The 22,665-nt window shown below is 59.6% G+C and carries 16 protein-coding genes and 3 tRNA genes; 4 read left to right on the top strand and 15 right to left on the bottom strand.

The genetic code is table 11. The annotated features are described in order from the left end of the window. Positions 1–314 precede the first annotated feature (314 nt). Together HMPREF2944_RS01180 and HMPREF2944_RS01175 are read right to left on the bottom strand one after the other, a co-directional pair. The gene (locus tag HMPREF2944_RS01180) at positions 315–2,042 is read right to left on the bottom strand and encodes an MDR family MFS transporter (protein WP_070679668.1); all 1,728 of its coding nucleotides are present in this window, start codon (positions 2,040–2,042) and stop codon (positions 315–317) included. Positions 2,043–2,170: 128 nt separating this feature from the next. Continuing rightward, a complete protein-coding gene (locus tag HMPREF2944_RS01175; protein ID WP_049347283.1) occupies positions 2,171–2,848 on the bottom strand; it encodes a TetR/AcrR family transcriptional regulator in 678 nt (225 codons plus the stop codon). 170 nt (positions 2,849–3,018) lie between these two features. Between HMPREF2944_RS01175 and cls the strand changes: the two genes are divergently transcribed. Beyond that, a complete protein-coding gene (gene cls, locus HMPREF2944_RS01170) occupies positions 3,019–4,497 on the top strand; it encodes a cardiolipin synthase (protein WP_070679665.1) in 1,479 nt (492 codons plus the stop codon). Between the two features lie 99 nt (positions 4,498–4,596). Here cls and HMPREF2944_RS01165 read toward each other — a convergent pair whose 3' ends face one another. Continuing rightward, complete coding sequence (locus tag HMPREF2944_RS01165; RefSeq protein WP_246826226.1) at positions 4,597–5,694, bottom strand: YdcF family protein; 1,098 nt, start codon at positions 5,692–5,694, stop codon at positions 4,597–4,599. A gap of 204 nt (positions 5,695–5,898) precedes the next feature. Further along, entirely contained in the window at positions 5,899–7,104 is a 1,206-nt protein-coding gene (locus tag HMPREF2944_RS01160) for an RNase H family protein (RefSeq protein WP_246826225.1), read from the bottom strand. Positions 7,105–7,349: 245 nt separating this feature from the next. Between HMPREF2944_RS01160 and HMPREF2944_RS01155 the strand changes: the two genes are divergently transcribed. Beyond that, positions 7,350–7,628, top strand: a complete 279-nt coding sequence (locus tag HMPREF2944_RS01155; RefSeq protein WP_070679663.1) for a putative quinol monooxygenase — start codon at positions 7,350–7,352, stop codon at positions 7,626–7,628. 87 nt (positions 7,629–7,715) lie between these two features. On the opposite strand, the gene HMPREF2944_RS01150 is transcribed toward HMPREF2944_RS01155, so the two are convergent. Next, positions 7,716–8,750, bottom strand: a complete 1,035-nt coding sequence (locus tag HMPREF2944_RS01150; protein WP_070679660.1) for a 2-oxoglutarate dehydrogenase — start codon at positions 8,748–8,750, stop codon at positions 7,716–7,718. Positions 8,751–8,990: 240 nt separating this feature from the next. Continuing rightward, a complete protein-coding gene (ilvD, locus tag HMPREF2944_RS01145; protein ID WP_070679657.1) occupies positions 8,991–10,835 on the bottom strand; it encodes a dihydroxy-acid dehydratase in 1,845 nt (614 codons plus the stop codon). A 402-nt stretch (positions 10,836–11,237) separates the two neighbouring features. On the opposite strand from ilvD, the gene HMPREF2944_RS01140 reads away from it, so the two are divergent. Continuing rightward, positions 11,238–13,046, top strand: a complete 1,809-nt coding sequence (locus tag HMPREF2944_RS01140; protein WP_070679654.1) for an alpha,alpha-phosphotrehalase — start codon at positions 11,238–11,240, stop codon at positions 13,044–13,046. 144 nt (positions 13,047–13,190) lie between these two features. On the opposite strand, the gene HMPREF2944_RS01135 is transcribed toward HMPREF2944_RS01140, so the two are convergent. The 9 genes from HMPREF2944_RS01135 to HMPREF2944_RS01095 form a co-directional block, all read right to left on the bottom strand. Further along, positions 13,191–14,156, bottom strand: a complete 966-nt coding sequence (locus HMPREF2944_RS01135) for an ABC transporter substrate-binding protein (protein ID WP_070679781.1) — start codon at positions 14,154–14,156, stop codon at positions 13,191–13,193. A gap of 5 nt (positions 14,157–14,161) precedes the next feature. Then, entirely contained in the window at positions 14,162–14,860 is a 699-nt protein-coding gene (locus HMPREF2944_RS01130) for an ABC transporter permease (protein WP_070679651.1), read from the bottom strand. A gap of 3 nt (positions 14,861–14,863) precedes the next feature. After that, positions 14,864–15,613: an ABC transporter permease gene (locus tag HMPREF2944_RS01125; RefSeq protein ID WP_070679648.1), complete on the bottom strand. Its 750-nt coding sequence runs from the start codon at positions 15,611–15,613 to the stop codon at positions 14,864–14,866. After that, a complete protein-coding gene (locus HMPREF2944_RS01120) occupies positions 15,610–16,560 on the bottom strand; it encodes an ABC transporter ATP-binding protein (protein WP_070679645.1) in 951 nt (316 codons plus the stop codon). The genes HMPREF2944_RS01125 and HMPREF2944_RS01120 overlap by 4 nt, the downstream gene beginning before the upstream one ends. 258 nt (positions 16,561–16,818) lie before the next feature. Continuing rightward, positions 16,819–16,891, bottom strand: a tRNA-Phe gene (locus tag HMPREF2944_RS01115). Between the two features lie 73 nt (positions 16,892–16,964). Next, positions 16,965–17,038 (bottom strand) — tRNA-Asp (locus HMPREF2944_RS01110). 69 nt (positions 17,039–17,107) lie between these two features. Beyond that, positions 17,108–17,180: transfer RNA gene (locus HMPREF2944_RS01105), tRNA-Glu, on the bottom strand. 1,488 nt (positions 17,181–18,668) lie between these two features. Next, positions 18,669–20,072, bottom strand: a complete 1,404-nt coding sequence (locus tag HMPREF2944_RS01100; RefSeq protein ID WP_070679643.1) for an FAD-dependent oxidoreductase — start codon at positions 20,070–20,072, stop codon at positions 18,669–18,671. 278 nt (positions 20,073–20,350) lie between these two features. Further along, the gene (locus HMPREF2944_RS01095; protein ID WP_070679640.1) at positions 20,351–20,740 is read right to left on the bottom strand and encodes a DUF2218 domain-containing protein; all 390 of its coding nucleotides are present in this window, start codon (positions 20,738–20,740) and stop codon (positions 20,351–20,353) included. A 390-nt stretch (positions 20,741–21,130) separates the two neighbouring features. On the opposite strand from HMPREF2944_RS01095, the gene HMPREF2944_RS01090 reads away from it, so the two are divergent. Continuing rightward, positions 21,131–22,597 carry an NCS2 family permease gene (locus tag HMPREF2944_RS01090; RefSeq protein ID WP_070679637.1) on the top strand — a complete coding sequence of 489 codons (1,467 nt, stop codon included), beginning with the start codon at positions 21,131–21,133 and terminating at the stop codon, positions 22,595–22,597. Positions 22,598–22,665: the final 68 nt, after the last annotated feature.

The raw sequence follows: 22,665 nt of genomic DNA, 5'->3' as shown, positions 1-22,665 counted from the left end.
TACCCCGGAATTACCGGGGTAAAGGGGTGAATTAATAATTTTTACGAAAATTTTACATCGGAAACATTCTCCGCGACATAAGGACGTTATGACACTTTCGATAGGGGTATTACCGGGGTAAAACACCACGTAAACCCACTAATTCACTGGCTAAGCCAACAGTTCAGAAGGTAGTAGCAGAAGCTAAGGCACACCTCTTAAACACGCCCTTTAAGGCAAAACAGCCAAAGGCGGCGTCCCGGCACGAGCACACGACTCGCACCGGGGCGCCACTTATATAGGAAGGCAACGCCTCCGCATCTAGTGCTAAGACTCTAGCTCTTAGCGTTAGGCCCCGAATCAGGCGAAGCCTCCGAGCTCAGCGACTCATCAATACGAGCACGAGCAGAGCCGTGCATGCTCTTCAGAGCCTGCGCATCCTTAGCAGCCATCTCCGGAGTAATTACCGGAATCGCGCCGGTCGCCGCGCGGGCAATATCAACAGCCGGCTCAGTCTCCAGGGTCGTCGCCAGCGCGTCCTCACGAATGAAGAACAGAAGCAGCGTAGACACCAGACCCAGCGGCACCAGGTACAGGAACAGCGGAATCAGCGCATCGTTATACGCATTCACAATGATGCCGTGCACCGGCTCCGGCAAAGACGCCACCAGCTCAGGAGTCAGAGACGAAGACGCATGGCTACCCGAAGACTGCAGCGCCTGCTGCGGCATACGCTCAGAAATCAGCGAGGTCAGACGCGAGGTAAACAGACCACCCACCAGCGAGGCACCCACAGTAGCACCCACCTGACGGAAGAAGTTATTCGCAGCCGTCGCGGTACCAACCACGCTCACCGGGAACGCATTCTGAACAATCAGAGTCAAGAACTGCATGGACATACCCAGACCGGCACCCATCACCGCAAGGTACACACAGAACAGCCAGGTCGGAGTCTCAATAGTCACGGTCGACAGCAGGAATAGGCCCAGCGCCACAATCGCGGTACCGCTCGTCACATAACGCTTGTAGCGACCGCTCTTCGATACCACGCGACCCGTCACAATGGACACCACCAGCATGACGCCCATCATCGGGATCATCAGCAGACCGGCAACCGTAGCGCTCACACCCAGCGCCATCTGCAGGTAAGTCGGGATGTACTCCACCGCACCGAACATTGCCACACCCAGCGCCAGCGAAGCGCCCAGAGTCAGCAGGAAGTTACGGTTCTTGAACAGGTACATGGGCATGACCGGCTCAGCCGCACGGTTCTCCACCGGGATGAACACCAGCGCAGCAACCGCAGAGAAGACCAGCAGACCAATAATCTGCGGCGAAGTCCACTCGTACTGGTTACCACCCCAAATCGTGGCAAGCACAAGCGCACTCGTGCCCGCCATCAGAATCAGCGAGCCAAGGTAGTCGATGCTGTGCTTCTCGCGGTCACGGAACGGGCGGTGCGGCAGCAAGAAAATCACCGCAAGAATCGACAGGATAGCCAGCGGCAGGTTCAGCCAGAACGCCCAGCGCCAACCCGGACCCTCAGTAATCCAGCCACCAATCAGCGGACCAGCCACCGAGGAGAACGCAAAAACGCCACCGATAATACCCATGTAACGGCCGCGGTCGCGCGGAGGAATCACATCGGCAATCACGGCCTGCGACAGAATCATCAGGCCACCACCGCCCAGACCCTGCAGGGCACGAGCAAAAATCAGCCAGTTCATATCCTGCGCGAGCGCACCAACCACGGAACCCGCCATGAAAGCGACAATCGCGAAAATCAGGAAGGGCTTGCGTCCGAACTGGTCAGAAAGCTTACCGTAGACCGGCATCGTAATGGTCGAAAGCAGGATGAAAATGGTAATCACCCAGCTCATGTGCTCCACGCCGTGTAGCTCACCCACAATCGTGGGCAGTGACGGCGCCAGAATCGTCTGATTCAGCGAGGACATGAGCATCACAACGACCAAGCCCAGGAACATGGCGCGGATGCGGTTTTTACTTTCCTGCTTAGCCTCGCCTGCTGGCGGCTGAGGTAGGTTCTTTTCCTCTGTACTCATCGATAATCCTTAGTTACGTTCAATATGTGTCTGTTGCGGGTGCCCGCCAGAATCCACGTTCTGGTTCCAGCAGGCGGGTTTCTGTAGCCCGTGTATAGCCGTGTGTAGCCAAGGGCGGTGAACCGCCGCTAGATTGCAGGCCTACCCTGCTCAAAAAGCAGGAACTGGTAGGTTTTCACCGTCTGTCGAATACCGCGGTTAATTTCTTCCTCATCCTCAAGGTGGCGAGCAAACTCCAGCTGACGCAACACCGCCGAGGCCAGCTGCACCTTGGCGCGGGCACGCTCCTGCAGGTGGTCGGTCAGCGGGTCCGACGGGGATCGGCGTGGGAAGGGACCGCGGCGGCCGGCGGCGTCAAAGGCAACCCAGTCAATCGTGTTCAGATACTCGGTGAGCACCTGCTCGCACCGCATGTGGTGCATCTTGAAGCGCTTGGCCGAGTCGGGGAATTCACGACAGTGGGTCTGGAAATCGTTGCTCTTGACCTTGATGTAATAGAAGCTATGGAAAATAATCTGCCACAGCAGGTGGGTGACACGAATAATCGTGTTTTCGTCCTCGTGGAGACGATCGGTTTCAAGGATTTCTTCGCTGACGACCGGTTCGCGCAAACCCAGGACGGCGTCTTCTTTAGAGGGGAAGTAGTTGAAGAAGGTACGGGGCGAGACCCCGGCCTCACGGGCGATTTCCTCAACGGTGGTTCCGCGCATCCCGTGTTCGCGGACGCGCTTGAGGGCCGCTTCGTGGAGGGCGCGCCAGGTCTGTTCGCGTCGTCGTTCTCGAAGGCTCAGTTCCTTTTTCTGCATGAGTGCAATTATTTCATCTCTGCACGGGATGCTCAAGTGAATATTTGCGCTATTGCAATTAGCCGTTCTGTGCCTTTCGTCTCTCCCCTGCAAACGGCACCCCCGACCCGAATCGTAAGGCGCCACCGCACTCCCCCACACGAATTCACCGGCCACGGCATAATAGACGGGTGAACCTATTTGCCCCCGCATACCTCGACTTCCTCCCCGATTGGCTACGCCTCACCCTCGGTATCCTCGATATCCTGATTCGACTTATCGCTCTCTTCTGGCTGCCCTACAATCGCAAGCCCGTGGTCGCCCTCGGTTGGCTCATGGCCATCTTCTTCATCCCCTACGCCGGATTCTTCGTCTTCCTTGTCTTCGGCTCCTCACGCCTGCCCGCGTACCGACGCGCCCGGCAGCACGCCATGAACGATATGATTCGCGAAGCCACCGAAAACAAGCCGGCCCTCACCCGCACCGACGACCTCTCCGACCCCGCCAAGGTAGCCAGCCAGCTCAACTACACCCTCGGTTCTCTCCCCCTCGTCGGCGGTAACCAGTTCACCCTCCACACCGACAACCACCAGGCCATGGTTGAAATGTCCAAGGCCGTGGACCGGGCCACCGAATACGTGCACTTCGAGTTCTACATCGCCGCCTACGACGAATCCAGCGCCGTCCTCTGGGATTCCCTCTTCGCGGCCCACCGCCGCGGAGTGCAGGTACGCGTGCTGATCGACCACATCGGCTCGCGTAAGTACCCCTCCTACAAGCACCTCGTGAAGATGCTCAACGAGTCCGGCATGCAGTGGAAGCTCATGCTGCCGATTAAGCCCTGGAAGCTCAAGTGGCAGCGACCCGACCTGCGTAACCACCGCAAGGTACTCGTCGTAGATGGACAGGTCGCCTTCTCCGGCTCGCAGAACGTCATCGATCGTTCCTACGACACCCCCGAAAACATCAAAAAGGGTTTGCAGTGGAAGGACCTTACGTTCTCCTGCACCGGCCCCATCGTCGAAGAGCTCAACGCCGTCTTCGTCTCCGATTGGTACTCCGAGACGAACCAGCTGCTGCTCGCCGAAATTAACACGGATATCCCCTATGCGGGTGATGGGATGCGTGCCCAGGTTGTGCCCTCCGGCCCCGGTTTCGAGACGGAAAACAACCTGCGCCTCATCAACTACATGATCTACAACGCCGACCGGCGCATCACCATCTGCTCGCCCTACTTCGTGCCCGAGGAAACCCTGCTTCAGGCACTCACCAACGCCGCCTACTCCGGCATCGAAACCACCGTGATCGTGTGCGAAAAGGGCGATCAGTTCCTGCCCAACATGGCGCAGCGTTCCTACTACGAGCAGCTACTCCAGGCGGGTGTGCGCATCCTGCAGTACCCCAGCCCGACCGTGCTGCACTCCAAGTTCATGTTCGTGGACGACGACCTGGCGTTCATCGGCTCCTCGAATATGGACCCGCGCTCCTTCTCGCTCAACATGGAGGTTTCCACCTTTATTACCGACCGCGCCATGGTCACCATGCTTGAGGAGGTCACGGCCGATTACGAAAGCAAGTGCACCGAGCTGCTGTACACCCAGTGGGCTGAGCGTCCGCGCCGCATCAAGGTGATTGAGAACCTCTGCCGATTGTGGTCATCGCTCCTCTAAATAAAACTGCCCACCCGGATAACCCCGGGTGGGCAGTTTTATTGTATGAGGCGCTATCGCAGGATGCACCGGGCTACAAGCTAAAGCCGCCGCTGGAGGCTAGATCGGCTCGCCCGGGCCCACCAAACCTGCGGAGTGCATCCACCACACGAAGAGAGCCAGCGCAATGTAGAGGACCGTGCACAGGCTCAAAGTAATGATGTGGCGGCGGCGAGTCATGCTCAAATAGCCGATGAACTCGCGAATAAACGCGTTCACCGCAAAATACACCTTCGTACGAGCCCCCGCACCCCAGCATTTCAGGCCCAGCGAACGCGCCAGCAGCAACGCACGGAACAGGTGGTAGCTGGTTGTTGCCACAGCAACTTTCGGGGTTTTGCCCTCGGCAACCTCCGGCATCAGAGCGTAAGAGAAGAGCAGATTCTCGCGGGTATTCACCGCGCGGTCCTCCACAATAATGTCCGTCTCGGGAATACCACGGGATACAGCGTAGCGAGTCATCGCCACACCCTCGGGTACATCCTCATCCGGGCCCTGACCGCCAGACATAATCAGCTTCGAGCCGGGGTTCTTACGGTAAATTTCAATGCCGCGATCGATACGACCCGCCAGCAGCGGAGTCACCTGATCCCCCATGAGACCCGAGCCGAGCACCACCACATAGTCAGCCTGCTGACGGAAATTCACCAGGTTCAACACTGCCGACACAGTAAAGCCCACCGCGTAGATGGTGAAATAGGTCAGCACCAGCGAAAAATAGAAATAAATTGTTCCCCACACGCCGCCCAACGGAGTGTTCTCCGCCGGACCGGGAGCAAAGAACGGGCCCACAATAAGGGCAATACCGGCAGCCAATGCCAAAGAATTAGTGAGCGAAAAACCCTCACGAACAATAAGACGCACACCGCTATAAAGGAAAAGACCGGTCAAACCCAAAGGCGTAAAAATCGAAAGGATCGCCGGAACGATAACAATGAGGAACGCCAACACCAGCAAAATCTGGTTCTCTGCCACAATCGCCGTTACGCCCAGGCTCGTACCCAGCAACCCCACGGTCGCAATCAGCAACCAGCCGACAAACACGCTACGGCGTTCCCGCAGGTAGAGGCAGATAAAGAGCACCAGAGAAAACACCGTCAGCGCATACAGCACCACCAGCGGAATAGATAGAGAAGAGTCGGGAAGCTGAAAAGGCATAAAGGGTCCCAAAAATAAGTGAAGTGCGTGCCGCTAAAAATCGGGAGATTCAGAAATTCTTCCCCCAATTCTATGCCTGCCTGCACCCACCCCATTCGGAAGCGCTGGGCAGAAAAAGGGTAAAAGAAACACGCGAGGCCTCCACTCGACGCATAGATTCTATGCGGTGGACGCATCGCGCGTTCATTTCTACCCAATTCTATTCTAACGCCACAAACGGTTTCCCGCGTGAATTGAAGAGGGTTTAATCTGCACCCAGTCAGGAGCCATCAGGCGAACCGCCTTCGCGCACCCCGCCAGAGCGGTAATAATCGACTCACAGCGCTGGTTAAATTCGCTTTGATGCCGTTTATCAACAATTTGTCCGGGAAAGTGCCGGTGCATCTTCGACACGGAGTCGCTGCTCTCCTGCAGGCCGTGACCGGTATGGCCCGGAACGTGCTTAACCAGCACGCGCTTCTCGCGGATTGCCTCGGTGAGGGAGCGCATCTGGGCGACCACGCGTTCATCCTGCACACCCTCGGAGGCCCAGGTCTCGAAGGTCCAGCGGCTGTGCGCCAGGCGCAACACGAAGGTGATGGCGCCCAAGGAATCGGTATTGATAATCAGGCGGCGCGAACCGCTGTGAAACACGGTATATGCGGCCAGCACAGCCGACAGCTCTCCGGTCATGATATTCACGCCGTCATAGTGAGAGTGAAAGTAAAAGCCGTCCTCGCTCACTCCGGCGATGCCCATGCGGCCACCGCGCTGGTACTTCTTGTTGTGCGTGGAACGAAACGAGCAGTCCGTAAAGACGCTGTAATCCTCCAGCTGTTCAAGCGGGCGGGGGGCAAGAGCGTCGTGCACCATGGCATCCACGGTCTCGCGCGTACGGGTGACCTCGGCCTGCATCCGCTCGTAGGCGGGGGTGCCGGCCAGCTTCACGTGCACCTCACCCAGGGAGTGATTATCGTAGGGGTCCAGCACCTTCTCGAAAGCGCGGTACTCCATAATCGTCTTCAGGTGGTCGCAATCCCGGAACAGGTGCTTCAGATGCTTACGATCGGCCGCAATCGTCACCAGGTTGCAACGGTACTGCTCCGGGATGTGATCCCAGGCGGCCAACACGGCTCGGCCCAGCAGACGGGGATGCACCTCATCGCAGGACTCCATGAGCGAATGAGTGTGCTGAAAGAGCAGGGGCTCCTCATTAATGACGGCGCGGGTGCCGTCCTGCTTCGAAATAAAAACCACTGTCGACAGCGCCGAGTAGCAAAAACCCTGCGCCTGGCGGTGTTCCTGAGCTACCGCAATGACGGCAACTCCCTGATCGGTGTATCCGGCCGGGTAGGAAGCACTATAGTCGGGCGCTTCCCAGGTCAGGGCGCATCGTTTGATATGAGCCGGTGAAAATACCAACGCGGTCACCTCCCGTGACTACCATTCCGCTTCTCCTTTCATGCGTGCGGATTGACTTACCTTTCTTTTATAGGTCGAAGCTGGAGGAGTCGCAAACATTTGTGAGATTTTTTCCAGTCAGCGAAGGGCCGGCGGCTACCCCCTCCCGCCGGGGTGGACATCCGTCGTGCCTGAACCACGCCGCCGCCCCAAAGGTGTACCGTAAGAGAGTCATCAACGATGCGGCACCAGCCGCCCCACCCAAAGGAGAAACCATGATTGGTGTCTACGCAGGACTGTCCATCAAGCCCGAGCACGTCGAGGAGTTCCTCAAGACCATTGAGCCGCTCGTGACCGCCAGCCGCAAGGACGAGGGCAACGTCAGCTACGACTTCGGCGCCGTCTCCGAAACCGAGTTCGCCTTCATCGAGCGTTGGGAGTCCCAGGCTCTGCTGGATGTGCACATGGCCACCGAGCATTTCCAGAAGGCTGTCGCCGCATGGGAGCCGCTGCTCGCCTCCGAGCTGGACGTGCGTATCGTCAACTTCCGCTAAGCAGCATCTAAACATACGGTGCCCGGCACCCCTTCCGCTGAGGGGTGCCGGGCACCGTGTGTTAAGTCCCGAAGGCGAGCGCACCCGCTAGTGACGCTCCAGGCCGACCTCAACCGAGTCGAGGGTGAAACCGTTGCCCTCGCTCACGCAGTGCACCTTACCGGTATTCACCGACTTGCAGGTGTAACCGTACGCAGTCACCACCTGACCGGTAGACAGGGCAACAATGCCCTCAGTATTCACCGGCTCCGGGGTGGCGGTCTGACCGACCAGGCTCACCTCGGGCGCCTGGCCCTGCACCATGTGCACGCGCTGCTGCGCCTTACCGGATGCGGCATCCCAGCCCTCCAGGGTCACGCCCACCATCGCCTGGCAGTCCACACCCGACGGGGTCACCGAGCACGCGACCTTAGAGTCCGGGCTGGTGAAACGCAGCGCCTCAACAGTCTTCGCAGAATCACCCTGACCGAAAGTGCCGCCACCGTACGCTTCAGCAAAAGTCAGCGTACCCGACAGCATGCGAGTCTGTGCCGGAATCAGCGCCAGGCGCGGCTTCTCAACGCTACCACCCTGCGTGAAGCAGGCACCCGTAATGTAGTCGCGGCCCTGCACCTTCGTAGCGCACTGGTACCACTCAACACTCGCCGCGCCGTCCTGGTTCTTGCGGCTGTTGAAGAGGCGCACCGCTTCCTGAGCCTTCGCGCAATCCGAACCGTCATACACGTAAATACCGGCGGAACCACCCAGCAGGCTCGTCACGCCACAGCGAGTACCAGGATCGATAGTGCTCACGGAGCCGCTCGCCGTGGCGTATGCCGCCTCGTACTCGGCGTTGGTGCTCGGCTCATTCGTGGGGGTCGCCACCGAATCGTAGGTTGCAGGGGAATCCAAGCCGGCAGCAATCTGCACGGTATTCGGTTTCCAGGAGCCATCCGCCGCGGTGAACAGGGTCTTAGCGTCCACGGGCGCGGAAGAAGTCGCCACCTTCATCGGGGCGGTTTCAGAATCATTAGCCTGCGGCTGGGCAGAGCAAGAACTCAAAGCGAGCGCACCGATGCAGGCAAGAGCCGCCAGGGCACGGCAAGTAAAGGCACGCTGTGCGCGTGCGGGCAGGGTAATCATGAATACGTCCTCGTGAGGGTTGCGAATTGCGTTGTGTTTGAGTGGTTGTGCTGAGTCGGTGAATCGGGTACCTAAGTACCCTCCTACACCCTACTGCAACAGCCTTGACAAGGCAATACGCCGCACCGGACTCTCAAAAACGTTAAAAAGGTCGGAACCCCGCCCCGCAGAAAAACTGCAGAACAGAGCACCGACCCTTAGGGGCAAGAATATTAAATTCTCACACGATACGTGAGGGGTTTATGCATCCTCAGGCAGGATACGCACGCCACCCTTATCAGCCGAAGCAGCCAACATGCCGTACACCTTCAGGGCGTTCGATACGTGACGCTCACGCGGCTTGGTCGGACGCCACGGTGCGGCACCCTTCGCCTCGCGGCGAGCAGCCAGCTCCTCATCCGAAACGTTTACACGCAGGATGCGGTTGTTCACGTCAATCTCAATCTCGTCGCCGGTCTGCACCAGGCCGATAGCGCCGCCAGCAGCCGCCTCCGGGGAGACGTGACCAATCGAAATACCCGAGGTACCACCCGAGAAACGACCGTCAGTAATCAGTGCACACTTCTTGCCCAGGCCCAGACCCTTCAGGTAGGAGGTCGGGTACAGCATTTCCTGCATACCGGGGCCACCCTTCGGGCCCTCGTACTGGATGACGACAACGTCGCCTTCCTTCACGTTCTTCGACAGGATCTCGTACACAGCCTCGTCCTGAGACTCGACCACGAAGGCGCGACCCTTGAAGTGGAACAGCTCCTCATCAATACCAGCGGACTTGATGATTGCGCCGTCCTGGGCGATGTTGCCGTACAGGACCGCCAGGCCGCCGTCCTTGGTGTACGCGTGCTCCACGGCGCGGATGCAGCCGTTCTCAGCGTCAGTCTCGTGGGACTCGTACTTGTTCGCGGTGGAGAACGCGTGGGTGGTGCGCACGCCGCCGGGAGCTGCGAGGAACAGATCCTTCGCCTTCTCGCTCGCCTTGCCGCTGCGGATATCCCACTCGTCCAGCCACTCGTCCAGCGAATCAGCGTGAACAGAATGAACGTTCTTGTGCAGCAGGCCGGCACGGTTCAGCTCACCCAGCAGGGCGGGAATACCGCCGGCACGGTGCACGTGCTCAATGTGGTACTTGGTGGAGTTCGGGGCGACCTTCGCCAGGCAGGGAACCTGACGCGAAATACGGTCAATATCCTTCAGGGTGAAGTCAGCGCCCGCCTCGTGAGCAATCGCCAGGGTGTGCAGCACGGTGTTGGTCGAACCGCCCATCGCCACATCCAGCGCCATAGCGTTCTCGAACGCCTCCTTGGTCGCAATGGAGCGGGGCAGAACCGACTCGTCATCCTGCTCGTAGTAGCGCTTAGCCAGCTCAACGATGCGGCGGCCAGCGTCCAGGAACAGCTCCTTACGAGCAACCTGAGTAGCCAGGGTGGTGCCGTTACCGGGCAGCGCCAGACCAATCGCCTCATTCAGGCAGTTCATGGAGTTCGCGGTGAACATACCCGCACACGAACCGCAGGTCGGGCATGCATTCTTCTCAACCTGAGCGAGCGCAGCGTCACTGACGCTGTCATCAACAGCCATCACCATGGCATCAATGAGGTCGAGGCGGTGCTCAACAACGCCCTCAATACCCTCGCCGGACTCCATCGGGCCGCCGGACACAAAGATAGTGGGGATGTTCAGGCGCATTGCCGCCAGAAGCATACCGGGGGTGATCTTGTCACAGTTAGAGATGCAGACCAGCGCGTCGGCACGGTGCGCGTTCACCATGTACTCGACCGAGTCAGCAATCAGGTCGCGGGAAGGCAGCGAGTAGAGCATCCCGTCGTGGCCCATCGCGATACCGTCATCAACGGCGATGGTGTTGAATTCCTTGGCGACGCCGCCAGCCTCACGGATAGCGCCGGCGACCAGTTCACCCATGTTCTTCAGGTGCACGTGACCGGGCACGAACTGGGTGAAAGAGTTCGCGATAGCAATAATGGGCTTACCGAAATCGTCATCGCCCATGCCGGTGGCACGCCACAGGGCGCGGGCACCAGCCATGTTACGGCCGTGAGTTGAAGTACGTGAACGCAGTTCTGGCATTGTTTTACCTTCCGTAGTGATGCAAGTACTGATTTTACGCGCGGCGTCCAACGCTCTTCAGCTCAGGGTCACTTTGGTTTCATGCATCGAAACGCGCACGAGCCTGCAACCGTCTATCGGTGGGAGGGCTGAGGCCACGGAGTTGTGCCGGATCTGCGGCAGAATTGCCCCCTTTGGGGTAGATGGGGGGCATCACCCCATTATGCCCCCTAATCTGGAATGACCCCAGGTTGCGGGCGGCGATATTCAAGCGGCGAACGCACCGGGAGGCGGCAGGCGTCTGTGTCTGCCGCGGACGAACCTCGCTGCGCATATGTAGCACCGACGCGGTTCGTTGCCAACACGCTGATTTATACACGCTTTTATACACGCTGAACCCTGCATATATTTCAGAAGGTTTCCATGACACAGGCACCCACCGCATCACTCACCCCGGCAGGCGGCAAGGACTTCGCGTCCTCCGTCATCTACCAGGTGTACCCCAAGTCATTCTACTCCTCCGCCGGTGGCGCCTACGGCGACCTGCGCGGCGTCATCGAGAAGGTGCCCTACATTGCCTCCCTGGGCGTGGACATGGTGTGGTTCAACCCGTTCTTCGCCTCCCCGCAGAACGACAACGGCTACGACATCTCCGACTACTACGCCATTAACCCCGACCTGGGCACCATGGAGGATGTCGAAGAGATGATCGCCGCCCTCGCCGAGCACGGTGTGGGCGTCATGTTCGACATGGTCCTCAACCACGTCTCGACCGAGCACGAATGGTTCCAGCGTGCGCTCGCCAACGAGCGCGAATACTGGGACTACTTCTACATTCGCCCCGGCAAATACACCGAGGACGGTCAGCTGCGTGAACCGACCAACTGGGAGTCGAAGTTCGGCGGCCCCTGCTGGTCCCGTTTCGGCGAGTACACGGATGAGCACGGCACTCCTCTGTTCTACATGCACCTGTACGACCGCACCCAAGCGGACGTGAACTGGTACAACCCGGTTGTGCGCGACGAGCTGTTTAAGGTCGTGAACTTCTGGTACGAGAAGGGCGTGCGCGGTTTCCGTTTCGACGTCATTAACGTCATCGGTAAGGGTGAAGAGCTGCTCGACGCCCCCGAAGGCAGCGTGGACAAGGCACAGTACACCGACACCCCGATTGTGCACACCCGTATTCAGCAGCTGAACCGCGCCTCGTTCGGTCAGCATGATGACACCGTGACCGTGGGCGAAATGTCCTCGACCAGCATCGAGAACTGCGTGGGCTACTCCAACCCGGCAAACCACGAGCTGGATATGGTGTTCAGCTTCCACCACCTGAAGGTGGACTACGAGAACGGCGAGAAGTGGTCGAAGGTGCCGTTCCGTTTTGCCGAGTTGAAGCAGATTCTGAACGATTGGGCACTGGGTATGCAGGCCGGCGGCGGCTGGAACGCGCTGTTCTGGAATAACCACGACCAGCCGCGCGCGCTGAACCGTTTTGGTGACGTTGAGCGTTACCGTGCCGAGTCGGCAACCATGCTGGCGACCGTGATTCACCTGCTGCGCGGCACCCCGTACGTGTACCAGGGCGAGGAAATCGGCATGATTGACCCGGTCTACTCCTCGATCGAGCAGTACGTGGATGTGGAGGCGCACAACGCCTACGCAATGCTGCGTGAGCGCGGCCTGAGCGAGCAGCAGGCCCTGGAGATTGTGGCGTCGAAGGCTCGCGATAATTCGCGTGTGCCGATGCAGTGGACCGCGGATCCGGCGACCGCCGGTTTCGGTTCCACGTCGCCGTGGCTGGCTCCCGCCCCGGTGCGTGATGCGGCGACCGGTGCCGGTATTTCGGTGGAGGATGAGGAACGTGACGGCGTGATTCTGCCCTACTACCGCAACCTGATTGCCCTGCGTAAGCAGTACCCGGTCATCTCTGTGGGTTCGTACGCGCCCTACGCGTTGGATCACGAGCGGGTGTTTGCGTACCTGCGTGAGCTTCCCGCTGAAGCTGAGAAGGGTAGCCCGGCGCAGCGCCTGCTGGTATTGACGAACTTCTACGGTGAGCCGACCAAGGTTGAGGTTCCGGCTGAGTTTGTTTGTTCCGGTCGCGTGCTGGTGTGTAATTACAAGAATTCTGCTGTCGATTCCGCTGCGGCGGATTCTGCCGTATCTGATTCGGCTGAGACGGTGACGCTGAGCCTGCGCCCCTACGAGGCTCTGGCACTGCTGATTGAGGGCTAAAAGCGGTTCCGCGCCTCTCCCCTCGCCTGTGGGGCGGGATGATATAAACCGACCTGACAATATTCTATTTCTAGAATATTCCCAGGTCGGTTTTGTTTATAGACATTCCTATAGAGGAACTTATGTGGAATATCAGGCAGACTTTTAGAAGCCGTGCTCGTTCAGCCAGGTAGCCGCAGCCTGCGCGGGCTCCTGCTTGGAGGTACCCGAAACGCGGTCGTTGAGAGTGCGCAAATCGGCGGTGGTGAGCTTCGCCGAGACACGGTTCAGAACCTCCGCCGCGGAGTCGGGAACTCGCGACGTATTGATAATGGGCAGCACCTGCTGAGCCAGAATCATGTTCTTCGGATCTTCCAGCACCACCAGCTTGTTCTGCTCAATTGCGGGGGTGGTCGAGTAGAGGTCAACCACCTGCACGGTGTCATCCAACAGTGCCTTGACGGTCAGCGCGCCGCCACCATCCGAGAGGGGCACAAACTCGGCGGGAACGCATCCGTACTTCTCTTTCAGACCCGGGATGCCGTAGGCGCGCTCGGCAAACTCCGGGGCGGCGCCGAGCTTCAGATTCGTGCAGCGGGAGGCGAGGTCTTCAAGGCTTCGCAGACCGTATTTCTGGGCGGTCTGCGCGGTGACGACGAGCGAGTCCTTATCCTCCGCCTCGGATGCGTTGAGGGCGCGGATTTCAGTCCCGGAGCCACCCGTGGTGAGGGTACCGAGGGCGGCGGGTAGCGCCCGCAGAATCTCCTGCGCAGTGTTAGCTGTAGCCTTCGGATTCAGGTAGAGCAGCAGGTTGCCGGAGTAGTCCGGGATAACGTCCACCGCACCGGAGGCGAGTGCCCCCAGGTACGCCTCGCGGGCGCCGATGCTTAGCTGGGTGCGGGCGTTGAATCCCGCCCGGGCGAGGGCTCCGGCGTAGATTTCAGCAAGAATCTGGGATTCGGCGAAGGCGGCTGAGCCGACGATGATTCCTTCGTGTTCGCCGCTGAAGACTTTGTCGCCGCTGAGCCCGCAGGCGCTGAGGATACCCGCCATGCCGAGTGCACCGGCGGCGGTGAGAGCAGTGCGACGAGATACGGTACGGCGCGAGAAGGTTTGAGGCGTCTGATTCATCGGGTTCATGCCTTCTTCCGGTTGATGGTGAGCCCCGCGGGGGTGAGCGCACGCTGCGCAAGGCCCATGAGCGCGTCCACGGCGAAGGCGAGAAGCGCTACGAGCAGGGTTGCGACGAGCATGCGCGGGTAATCGCGCACGGCGAGCCCGTCGAAGAGGTACCTGCCGAGGGTTCCGCCGCTCAGGTAGGCGACAATGGTCGCGGTTGCGATGACCTGCACGAGTGCGGAGCGGAGCCCGCCGAGCATCATGTTGGCGGCGAGCGGGATTTCGAGGCGGGTCAGAATCTGCCATTCGGTGAGTCCCTGGGCGCGGGCTGCGTCCACGAGGTCTTCCGGTACGGCGGCGAGGCCTTCAAGAACTCCGGCGAGCAGGGGTGCCGCCGCAATAATAATGAGCACGATGAGGGAGGGCAGGGTCGAGACACCCAGCCAGAGTGCCAGGATGGTGAGCAGACCGAGCGCGGGCAGCGCACGGGTGGCGGCAACGGTGCTCATGAGCAGGTTGCTACGGCCGCGGTTGGTGCCGTAACCCGGGCGGTGGTGCCCTGCCCAGAGACCGAGGGGAACGACGATGAGTGCCGCGCAGGCGGTGGCGAGGGCGGTGACGCTCAGGTGTTCGAGCAGGCGCACGAGAATTCCGGTGCTTCCCTGCCAGTTGGCGCCGTCCATGAGGTAGGCGAGGGTTCGTTCTATGACGTTCACGGGTTATGCCTTCCTTTCGGGGCTGCGGCGGTTCGCAACCGTAGCCGCTTGCCAGGGCGTAAGTGCCCTCGTCAGAAGGATAAGGAGCAGGTCGAGGACCAGTGCCAACAGCAGGCTGAGGATTACGCCAGCCAGGATCTCCGAAGGGATATTGCGCGCGAGGCCGTCGGTGAAGAGCGTGCCGAGCGAGGGCACACCGATGAGGGCGCCCACGGACACCATCGCAATATTGGCGACGGTTGCTACGCGGATTCCCGCCATAATGACGGGCGTAGCGAGGGGCAGGTAGAGCTCCATCAGCGCCTGTCGGGGCGTGTATCCGAGGGCGCGTGCAGATTCGTGCACGCTATCGGGTACGGAGTCGAAGGCATCCACACCGGAGCGCACCATGAGCGAGAAGGAGTAGACGCTCAGGGCGACGAGCACGTTCAGCGGGGAAATAATGGAGGTTCCCAGAATGAGCGGCATCAGCACGAACAGTGCGATCGAGGGGATGGTGTACAGCAGCGAGGAGAGGTGCATGAGGGTTCGCGCACCGATGCGGCGTTCGGAACCGCGGTCACGGCGACGGCTCGCGTAGTAGGCGACCGGCAGCGCGATGAGAGCACCAATCACGACGGGCACGACGCCCTGGTAGAGGTGGCTGAGGGTCAGCTCTAGGATGCGCTGACTATTGGTGGCTACCCATTCCCAGTGCATGTCGCTTGCGGCGAGAGGTGGTGCCGCGAGCACGATATTTTCTAGAAGACTCATTCGCTTTTCTCGCCTTCTACCGCACTATTCTGCGCTTCACGGGAGGCGGCAAGTCGGCGTGCGCGCGCCTGGCGCACCGTCTGCGCGTCCAGCAGACCGGCAACGGAGCGGCTCACGAAGGAGCGCACAAAATCATCGGCGGGGCTGTAGAGAATCTCTTCTGGAGTACCGAACTGTGCGAGGCGGCCGCCCTCCGCGAAGACGGCGATTGTATCGCCGAGCAGAAGCGCCTCATCAATGTCGTGGGTGACGAACACGATCGTCTTGGCGAGTTGCCTCTGTAGGCGCAGCAGCTCTTTCTGCAGGTCGGTACGCACTACCGGATCCACCGCGGAGAATGGCTCGTCCATCAGCAGGACGGGCGCATCGGCGGCGAGAGCACGCGCCACACCAACGCGCTGCACCTGACCGCCCGAAAGCTGGGAAGGGTAGCGCTTAGCGTACGAAGAATCCAGACCGACCACGTCGAGCAGTTCGAGGGCGCGAGCCTGCGCCTCCTTGCGGGAGGCGCCGAGCAGGCGCGGTACGGTGGCAATATTCTGCGCGACGGTGCGGTGCGGCATGAGCCCGCCCTGCTGCATCACGTAGCCAATGCCGCGGCGTAGCTCGTAGGGGTTCTTCTCGTGCACGTTCACGCCGTCAATGGTGATGGTGCCGCTATTGGGCTCCACCATGCGGTTAATCATGCGTAGACTAGTGGTTTTACCGCATCCGGAGGGGCCGACGAACACGGTAATCTGACCGGCGGGAATATGCAGGTTTAGGTTTTGCAGCACCGTGGTGGGTTCACCGGTTCGGCTCGGGTAGCTCTTGGTGATGTTCTCGAAGCGGATTCCGCCCGCCTGGGCACTATCGACAGCAGCATTTTTTGCCCACGGAATTTGGGGTGAGCTCAGATTTTGGGGTGAGTTCTCCGGAGGCTGTGAGCTGGGATTCTGAGCGGTCATAGGTGCAGTGATCCTTTCTGCTGGCCATCGTGTATGTGTGTGCCTGTGCGCAGGAATTACCCGGTTAGGTTCCGGCGCGGAGCTATCTACAGGAGCTATCCGCAGCAGTGCGGTGGGTCCGTACTGTATAGAAGAATGCGGCATCTCAGGGTTTTATTCCCAAGATGCCGCCTTTTCGACGGTTTTGCAGTATCTGCAACCGCAAAGTTTTTTAAAAACAAAACCCGCCCCACTGTAGAAGCCTGGAGGCGGATTTCGTGGCTCCGACCGGCGTCGATCCGGTGACCTTACGATTTTCAGTCGTACGCTCTACCAACTGAGCTACAGAGCCTTGCGTATTTTGTTTTAGATACGCAATGACCGCGTCTTTCGATGATCTCTCATCTGAAATTACGCGGCCAGAGCGACCCCGACGGGACTTGAACCCGCGACCTCCGCCGTGACAGGGCGGCGCGCTAACCAACTGCGCTACGGGGCCTTGTTGGAATCAACAGGAGTAAATCCTACGTCATCTAACTTGGCTTTGCAAATCGAGGTGATTTGCAAGTACCCCCAACGGGATTTGAACCCGTGCTACCGCCGTGAAAGGGCGGCGTCCTAGGCCGCTAGACGATGGGGGCCTAGTCGATCGAACAGGTTCTTTGTTCATCCCGTCGTTCGAACCTCCACTAGTCTACGCCAGGTTCAAAAAGGTGCGCAAATCGTTTTGTTCGATTTTGGGTGTTTTCAAGGCCGAAATGCAGGTATTTATGCCCCATGACACCATCATTCCAACAGGTCAGAAAGGATTAAGCGGATATCAAAAAAATTTAAAATTTTCTTCAAAAACCCCTCTTGAGTGCACTTTTGAGGTTGCAAACCCCCCTCCCCACTTCCCAAACCACCCTCAAATTATCCCCAACGACTCTCCGCAAAGAGGTCGGCATTGTCCTTTCTCCGACATCCCGAACTAGAAACCCCGAGAAGATGCGCTCCCCCGTCGTGAACTCGCGGAGGGGCCAGCAAGAGGAACCCAGGAAAGCTAGAGAGAGGAACCGGCGAGAGCTCGCGCAAACCCAAAATCCCCACCGTCCCGGTCGTCTCGGCCCCCGCGCAATCCCGTGCCCTCGGTGCCACCGAAAGACCCCCACCAATATTCCCCTATTTGCGAGGCGAACCCGGATTACTTTTATTCTTTTTGACATTTACCAAAAATGCACTTTGTGCATATTAAATAAAAATGGCGGTTTACCCGTCGCGCATATCAAGTACCCATCCAACAATGCACCGAGTGAAAATGCACTTTTGGTAGAAATTTACGTCTCTTGCCTCACAGTATGCACCATAATGCAAATATTCACTCCAGGGAATACAATAAACTGGCTTGTCAGAGGTATATTTTTATAGCCGTGCACTTAAATTGAGATTTATGACGACACACAAATATAAAGATTTGATAAACCTCCAGCGATTGACAAGGCGAGATAATATCCGCCCCGAAATAGCCCCCAATATTGCTTGAAGCACTCTCTTTGAGCACCGTACTATAGGAGACGTGAGATCACTTCCGGACCTCACGGGACTGCTTCCGATAAGTCCCAATGACGAAAGTCGCCGCACATTATTTACCGATAAACCGCATAGAGATCTGATGGGGGATCCAGCGTCAGCAGCAACGCCTGCCACGAATCACCGCGTGAGGGGCACGGGCACCATCCCGTACGAAGCATGCAACCCTGGATCCTCCAACTGTGTCCCTAGCTCGCTGAGCGCGTCGATCATGCCGCGCCGCCAGTAGCATCCCAGGTTTGAATAAGTGTGCGCGGTCTACACACCGTAGGACCGCGTGCTTGTTTAGAGAGCTAATCTTGGTGTTTCTTTAGCTTTCTAGACCCCGTTAGAGGGCGCGCCGCACGTGGAGCCACTGCATGGGTTCGCCGCGCGTTCAGGGTAGCCGGAGGGTATGTCCTCGAGTGTCTTCGGCACCTACCCCGCCCACCCCGCATTACCTCATGATGCGGGGTGGGTTTTCTTTAACCTCCCCCGCATCCCTGCAGAGATAAAAATCGACCCCGCACCGGCTCACGGTGCGGGGTCGATTTCTACGCTCTACGTTCTAAACGCGAGGATTACTCGCCACGAGAGATGTTAATCATCTCGTCGCGGTCCACAACCTTCACGCGAGCGCGAGGCTCACCGGCAGCGTCCTTGGATGCTGCGCCCAGTGCCTTCTCGTGATCGTCCAGGCGGTTCCAGCCTTCCCAGGTGGTGTACTTGATGCCTTTGGAATCCAGGTAGGCGCTGAAGGTTTCGGCGTCCGGCTCGGGCGCGGTGTAGAGGTTCTCGCGGTCCTCGAGCAGGTGGGTAATGGTCTCCAGCGCGTCGGACTTGGTGGATCCGATTAGGCCCACGGGGCCGCGCTTGATCCAGCCGGTTGCGTACAGGCCGGGAACAACCTCGCCATTCTCGTCCACGACGCGACCCTCAACGTTGGTGACCACACCGCGCTTGCTGTCGTAACTGACCTCGGGCAGCTCGGAACCAAAGTAGCCGATGGCGCGGTAGACGGCCTGCACGGGGTAATCCACGTACTCGCCGGTGCCGATGATGCCGCCCTTGCCGTCCAGTTTGTTGCGCTCCATGCGCAGACCCACGACCTTGCCGTCTTCGCCGAGAATCTCGTGCGGTGACTGCAGGAAGTGCAGGTGCAGGCGGCGGGATGCGGTCTGCTCGTTGTTCTTCTGGTCTTCCAGCCAGCCGCGCAGGGTCTTCATCATGACCTTGGTCTGCGCGTTCTTCTCCATGGCTTCCTCGGAAGCCTCGTCGAATTGGAAGTCTTCCTCGTACAGGACGATGTCCACGTCGCGGGAGTGCGCGAGTTCGCGCAGCTCGAGCGGGGTGAACTTCATCTGTGCGGGGCCGCGGCGACCGAAGACGTGCACGTCGGTCACGGGGGAAGCCTTCAGGCCCTCGTAGACGTTGTCGGGGATTTCGGTGACGAGCAGGTCGTCAGCGTGCTTGGAGAGGATGCGGGAGACGTCCAGGGCGACGTTGCCGTTACCAAGCACCGCAACCTGCTCAGCTTCGAGCGGCCAGGTGCGGGGGTAGTCGGGGTGGCCGTCGTACCAGGAGACGAAGTCGGCTGCACCGTAGGAGCCGTCCAGGTCGATACCCTCAATGTTCAGCGCTGCGTCGTGGATGGCGCCGGTCGCGAAGATAATGGCGTCGTAGTGCTCGCGCAGGTCGGCGAGGGTTAGGTCCTTACCGTACTCGACGTTACCGAAGAAACGGATGTCGCCGCGGTCCAGGACCTTGTGCAGTGCGGTGATGATGCCCTTAATGCGGGGGTGATCCGGTGCCACACCGTAACGAATCAGACCGAAGGGGGCGGGGTAGCGGTCGAAGATGTCGATGGCGACCTCAACGGCGCCGGTGCGGACCTCTTCGGACTTGGTGAGGATGTCGGCGGTGTAAATACCGGCGGGACCTGCACCGATAACGGCGACGCGCAGGGGGCGTGCTGCTTCAGACACGAATATCTTCCTTTCAAAGTTCACCGGCAAACGCCAGGCACGGCGTGAAGGCGCGGTGAGCTTAGTGTTCACTTCGTGCCTATTTTACCGGGCAGGAGCGCCCCTTTACGGGGAAAAGGGGACAAGCTCAGCAAATAGGATAATTTTCTATCCCCTAATCTGGCCTCGGCGGAGAACCGCGGGACGGGTTGCGGGCGAGCCGCTCCGCACAGAAAACCGTCCCGCCCTCCGAGGTGCAGGAGGGCGGGGCAGGGTAACGAAGACTAGGGGGTCGGTTGCTAGGAGGCGGGTACCGCCTCAAAGCTCACGGCCAGTTCGTCGCGCTCACCGAAGCGGACCAGGTGGCGGTCCAGCACATCCGCCAGGTGGGCAGCCTGCTCGTCGCTTTCGGCGCGCACCTCCATGACGAGTGCGCCGTCAGTTTCGCGCAGGTCACCGTAGCCGCGGAAAATGCCGTCGCGGTTGAAGGTGAGACGGATGCCGTCGGGCAGTTCTGCGGTGCCGAGCTTGCGGCCCATGTGGGAGCCGAGCTGCTTGATGTATCGGGCGGGGCGGTCGGTTGCTACGACGGCGCGCTGGCGTACCGGCAGGGATTCTGCGGCGGGGTAGTTCTCGGCAGGCTGGTTTTCAGCGGGGACTGCAGTGTTTTCCTGCGGGGTTTCAGTCACGGTGGACTCCTTCTCATCTATGCCGGAAAAGGCTCACCACACGGAACCCTGCAGCCGGCGACACGTTATTTCACTTCGAATATAACAGGGAGTTAGGGTTCACTAACCTAATAATTCGTTGATGTTCGCGCAGGGGCGAGAGATAACTACCTCTATGACGCATCCTCCCTCGACAACCTCGCAGGCACCGTGAGAAGGGCTCCGAGAGCGGTTCCAACGGCTGAAAACTACCTGAAAGTTTGCTGAACTAGCGAAGAAAATACCTTTAGCCGTAAAATATCGTGGTAACAACAGCGTCACATCCCCACTTTGCGGGACGTGACGCTTTTCTTATGCGGGCTCGGAACCCCGGCGCCCGCCCCTACTAAGAGTATCTACGGATTTTCACGAATGTCTTCTGAGAACACCGCGGCTCCCCAGAACCCCAAGGCAGAAGCCAAGGGCGCACTGGACCGTTACTTCAAGATCAGCGAACGTGGCTCCACCCTCGGCGCAGAATTCCGAGGCGGCCTCGCCACCTTCTTCGCGATGAGCTACATCGTCGTGCTGAACCCCCTCATCATCGGCCTCGGCAAGGACGTATCCGGCAACACGCTCGGCGTGCCGCAGGTCGCCGCAATGACCGCACTGGTCGCAGGTGTCATGACCATCCTCATGGGCGTCGTCGCCAAGCAGCCCTTCGCCATGGCCGCAGGCCTCGGCGTGAACGCGCTGCTGGCAACCACCATCGCCTCCACCCCCAACCTAACCTGGCCCGCCATCATGGGTCTGGTCGTCTGGGCGGGTGTGCTGATGACCATCCTCGTGCTGACCGGCTTCCGCACCGCGGTGTTCAACGCGGTCCCCGAATCGCTCAAGGTCGCAATCGTCGTCGGTATCGGTTTCTTCATCGCCTTCATCGGCCTCGTTAACGCGGGTATCATCCGCCGCATGCCCGACGCAGCCGGCACCACCGTGCCCGTCTCCTTCGGCGTGAGCGGCCACCTGCTCGGCTGGCCCACCCTGGTCTTCCTCTTCGGCCTGTTCCTCACCATTGCGCTGTTCATTCGCAACGTGAAGGGTGCAATCCTCTACGGCGTGATTGCCTCCACCGCCCTCTCCATCATCCTGGAGCAGGTCGTGCCCTCCGGCAGCTCGGTTAAGTCCCCCACCGGTTGGTCCCTGAACGTCCCCGTTTGGGATTCCAGCACCAGCAAGCTGCCCGACTTCTCGCTGTTCGGTTCCGCTGACCTGTTCAGCGCCTTCGGCACCCTCGGCGGCATGGCAGCCGTTCTGCTGATCTTCACCATCCTGATTTCCGCCTTCTTCGACGCAATGGGCACCTCCGTCGGTCTCGCAACCGAGGCAGGCACCATGAAGGACGGCCAGATCGAGAACGTCGACAAGGTCCTGCTCGTGGACGCCCTCGGCTCCGTAGCCGGCGGTGGCACCTCCTCCTCCTCGAGCCAGATCTTCGTGGAGTCCGCAACCGGTATCGGCGCGGGCGCACGCACCGGCTTCGCAAACATCGTCACCGGCGTGCTGTTCCTCGTCGCGATCTTCCTGACCCCCCTGGTCACCATCGTGCCCTTCGAAGCTGTTGCACCCGCAATGGTGTTCGTCGGCTTCCTGATGATTCGCCAGGCAGTGAACATCGAGTGGACCGACTGGGGCCTGGGTATCCCCGCGTTCATGACCATCATCTTCATGCCTCTGTCCTACTCCATCGCGGACGGTATCGGTGCAGGTTTCCTGTCCTACGTCTTCATCCGCCTGGTGCAGGGCCGCGGCAAGGAAGTTCACTGGCTCATGTACGTGGTTTCCGCAGTGTTCCTCATCTTCTTCGCTAACGGCCTGATTACCGGCTGGATGCACTAAACACATCGGATGCCCGCCTCCGCACGTGGAGGCGGGCACCGGCAGGGCGGGGTACCGGCACCTTCGAG

This window comes from Rothia sp. HMSC072E10 (assembly GCF_001813965.1).
Lineage (GTDB): Bacteria > Actinomycetota > Actinomycetes > Actinomycetales > Micrococcaceae > Rothia > Rothia mucilaginosa_A.
Note: the sequence above shows the minus strand (reverse complement) of the source record. Positions and strands in the feature narration are given on the sequence as shown.

Coding starts and splice junctions, on each gene's coding strand:
- HMPREF2944_RS01180 (WP_070679668.1), bottom strand. CDS start 2,042: ATGAGTACAGAGGAAAAGAACCTACCTCAGCCGCCAGCAGGCGAGGCT.
- HMPREF2944_RS01140 (WP_070679654.1), top strand. CDS start 11,238: ATGACACAGGCACCCACCGCATCACTCACCCCGGCAGGCGGCAAGGAC.
- HMPREF2944_RS01175 (WP_049347283.1), bottom strand. CDS start 2,848: ATGCAGAAAAAGGAACTGAGCCTTCGAGAACGACGACGCGAACAGACC.
- HMPREF2944_RS01090 (WP_070679637.1), top strand. CDS start 21,131: ATGTCTTCTGAGAACACCGCGGCTCCCCAGAACCCCAAGGCAGAAGCC.
- HMPREF2944_RS01125 (WP_070679648.1), bottom strand. CDS start 15,613: ATGAGTCTTCTAGAAAATATCGTGCTCGCGGCACCACCTCTCGCCGCA.
- ilvD (WP_070679657.1), bottom strand. CDS start 10,835: ATGCCAGAACTGCGTTCACGTACTTCAACTCACGGCCGTAACATGGCT.
- HMPREF2944_RS01150 (WP_070679660.1), bottom strand. CDS start 8,750: ATGATTACCCTGCCCGCACGCGCACAGCGTGCCTTTACTTGCCGTGCC.
- HMPREF2944_RS01155 (WP_070679663.1), top strand. CDS start 7,350: ATGATTGGTGTCTACGCAGGACTGTCCATCAAGCCCGAGCACGTCGAG.
- HMPREF2944_RS01135 (WP_070679781.1), bottom strand. CDS start 14,156: ATGAATCAGACGCCTCAAACCTTCTCGCGCCGTACCGTATCTCGTCGC.
- HMPREF2944_RS01120 (WP_070679645.1), bottom strand. CDS start 16,560: ATGACCGCTCAGAATCCCAGCTCACAGCCTCCGGAGAACTCACCCCAA.
- HMPREF2944_RS01165 (WP_246826226.1), bottom strand. CDS start 5,694: ATGCCTTTTCAGCTTCCCGACTCTTCTCTATCTATTCCGCTGGTGGTG.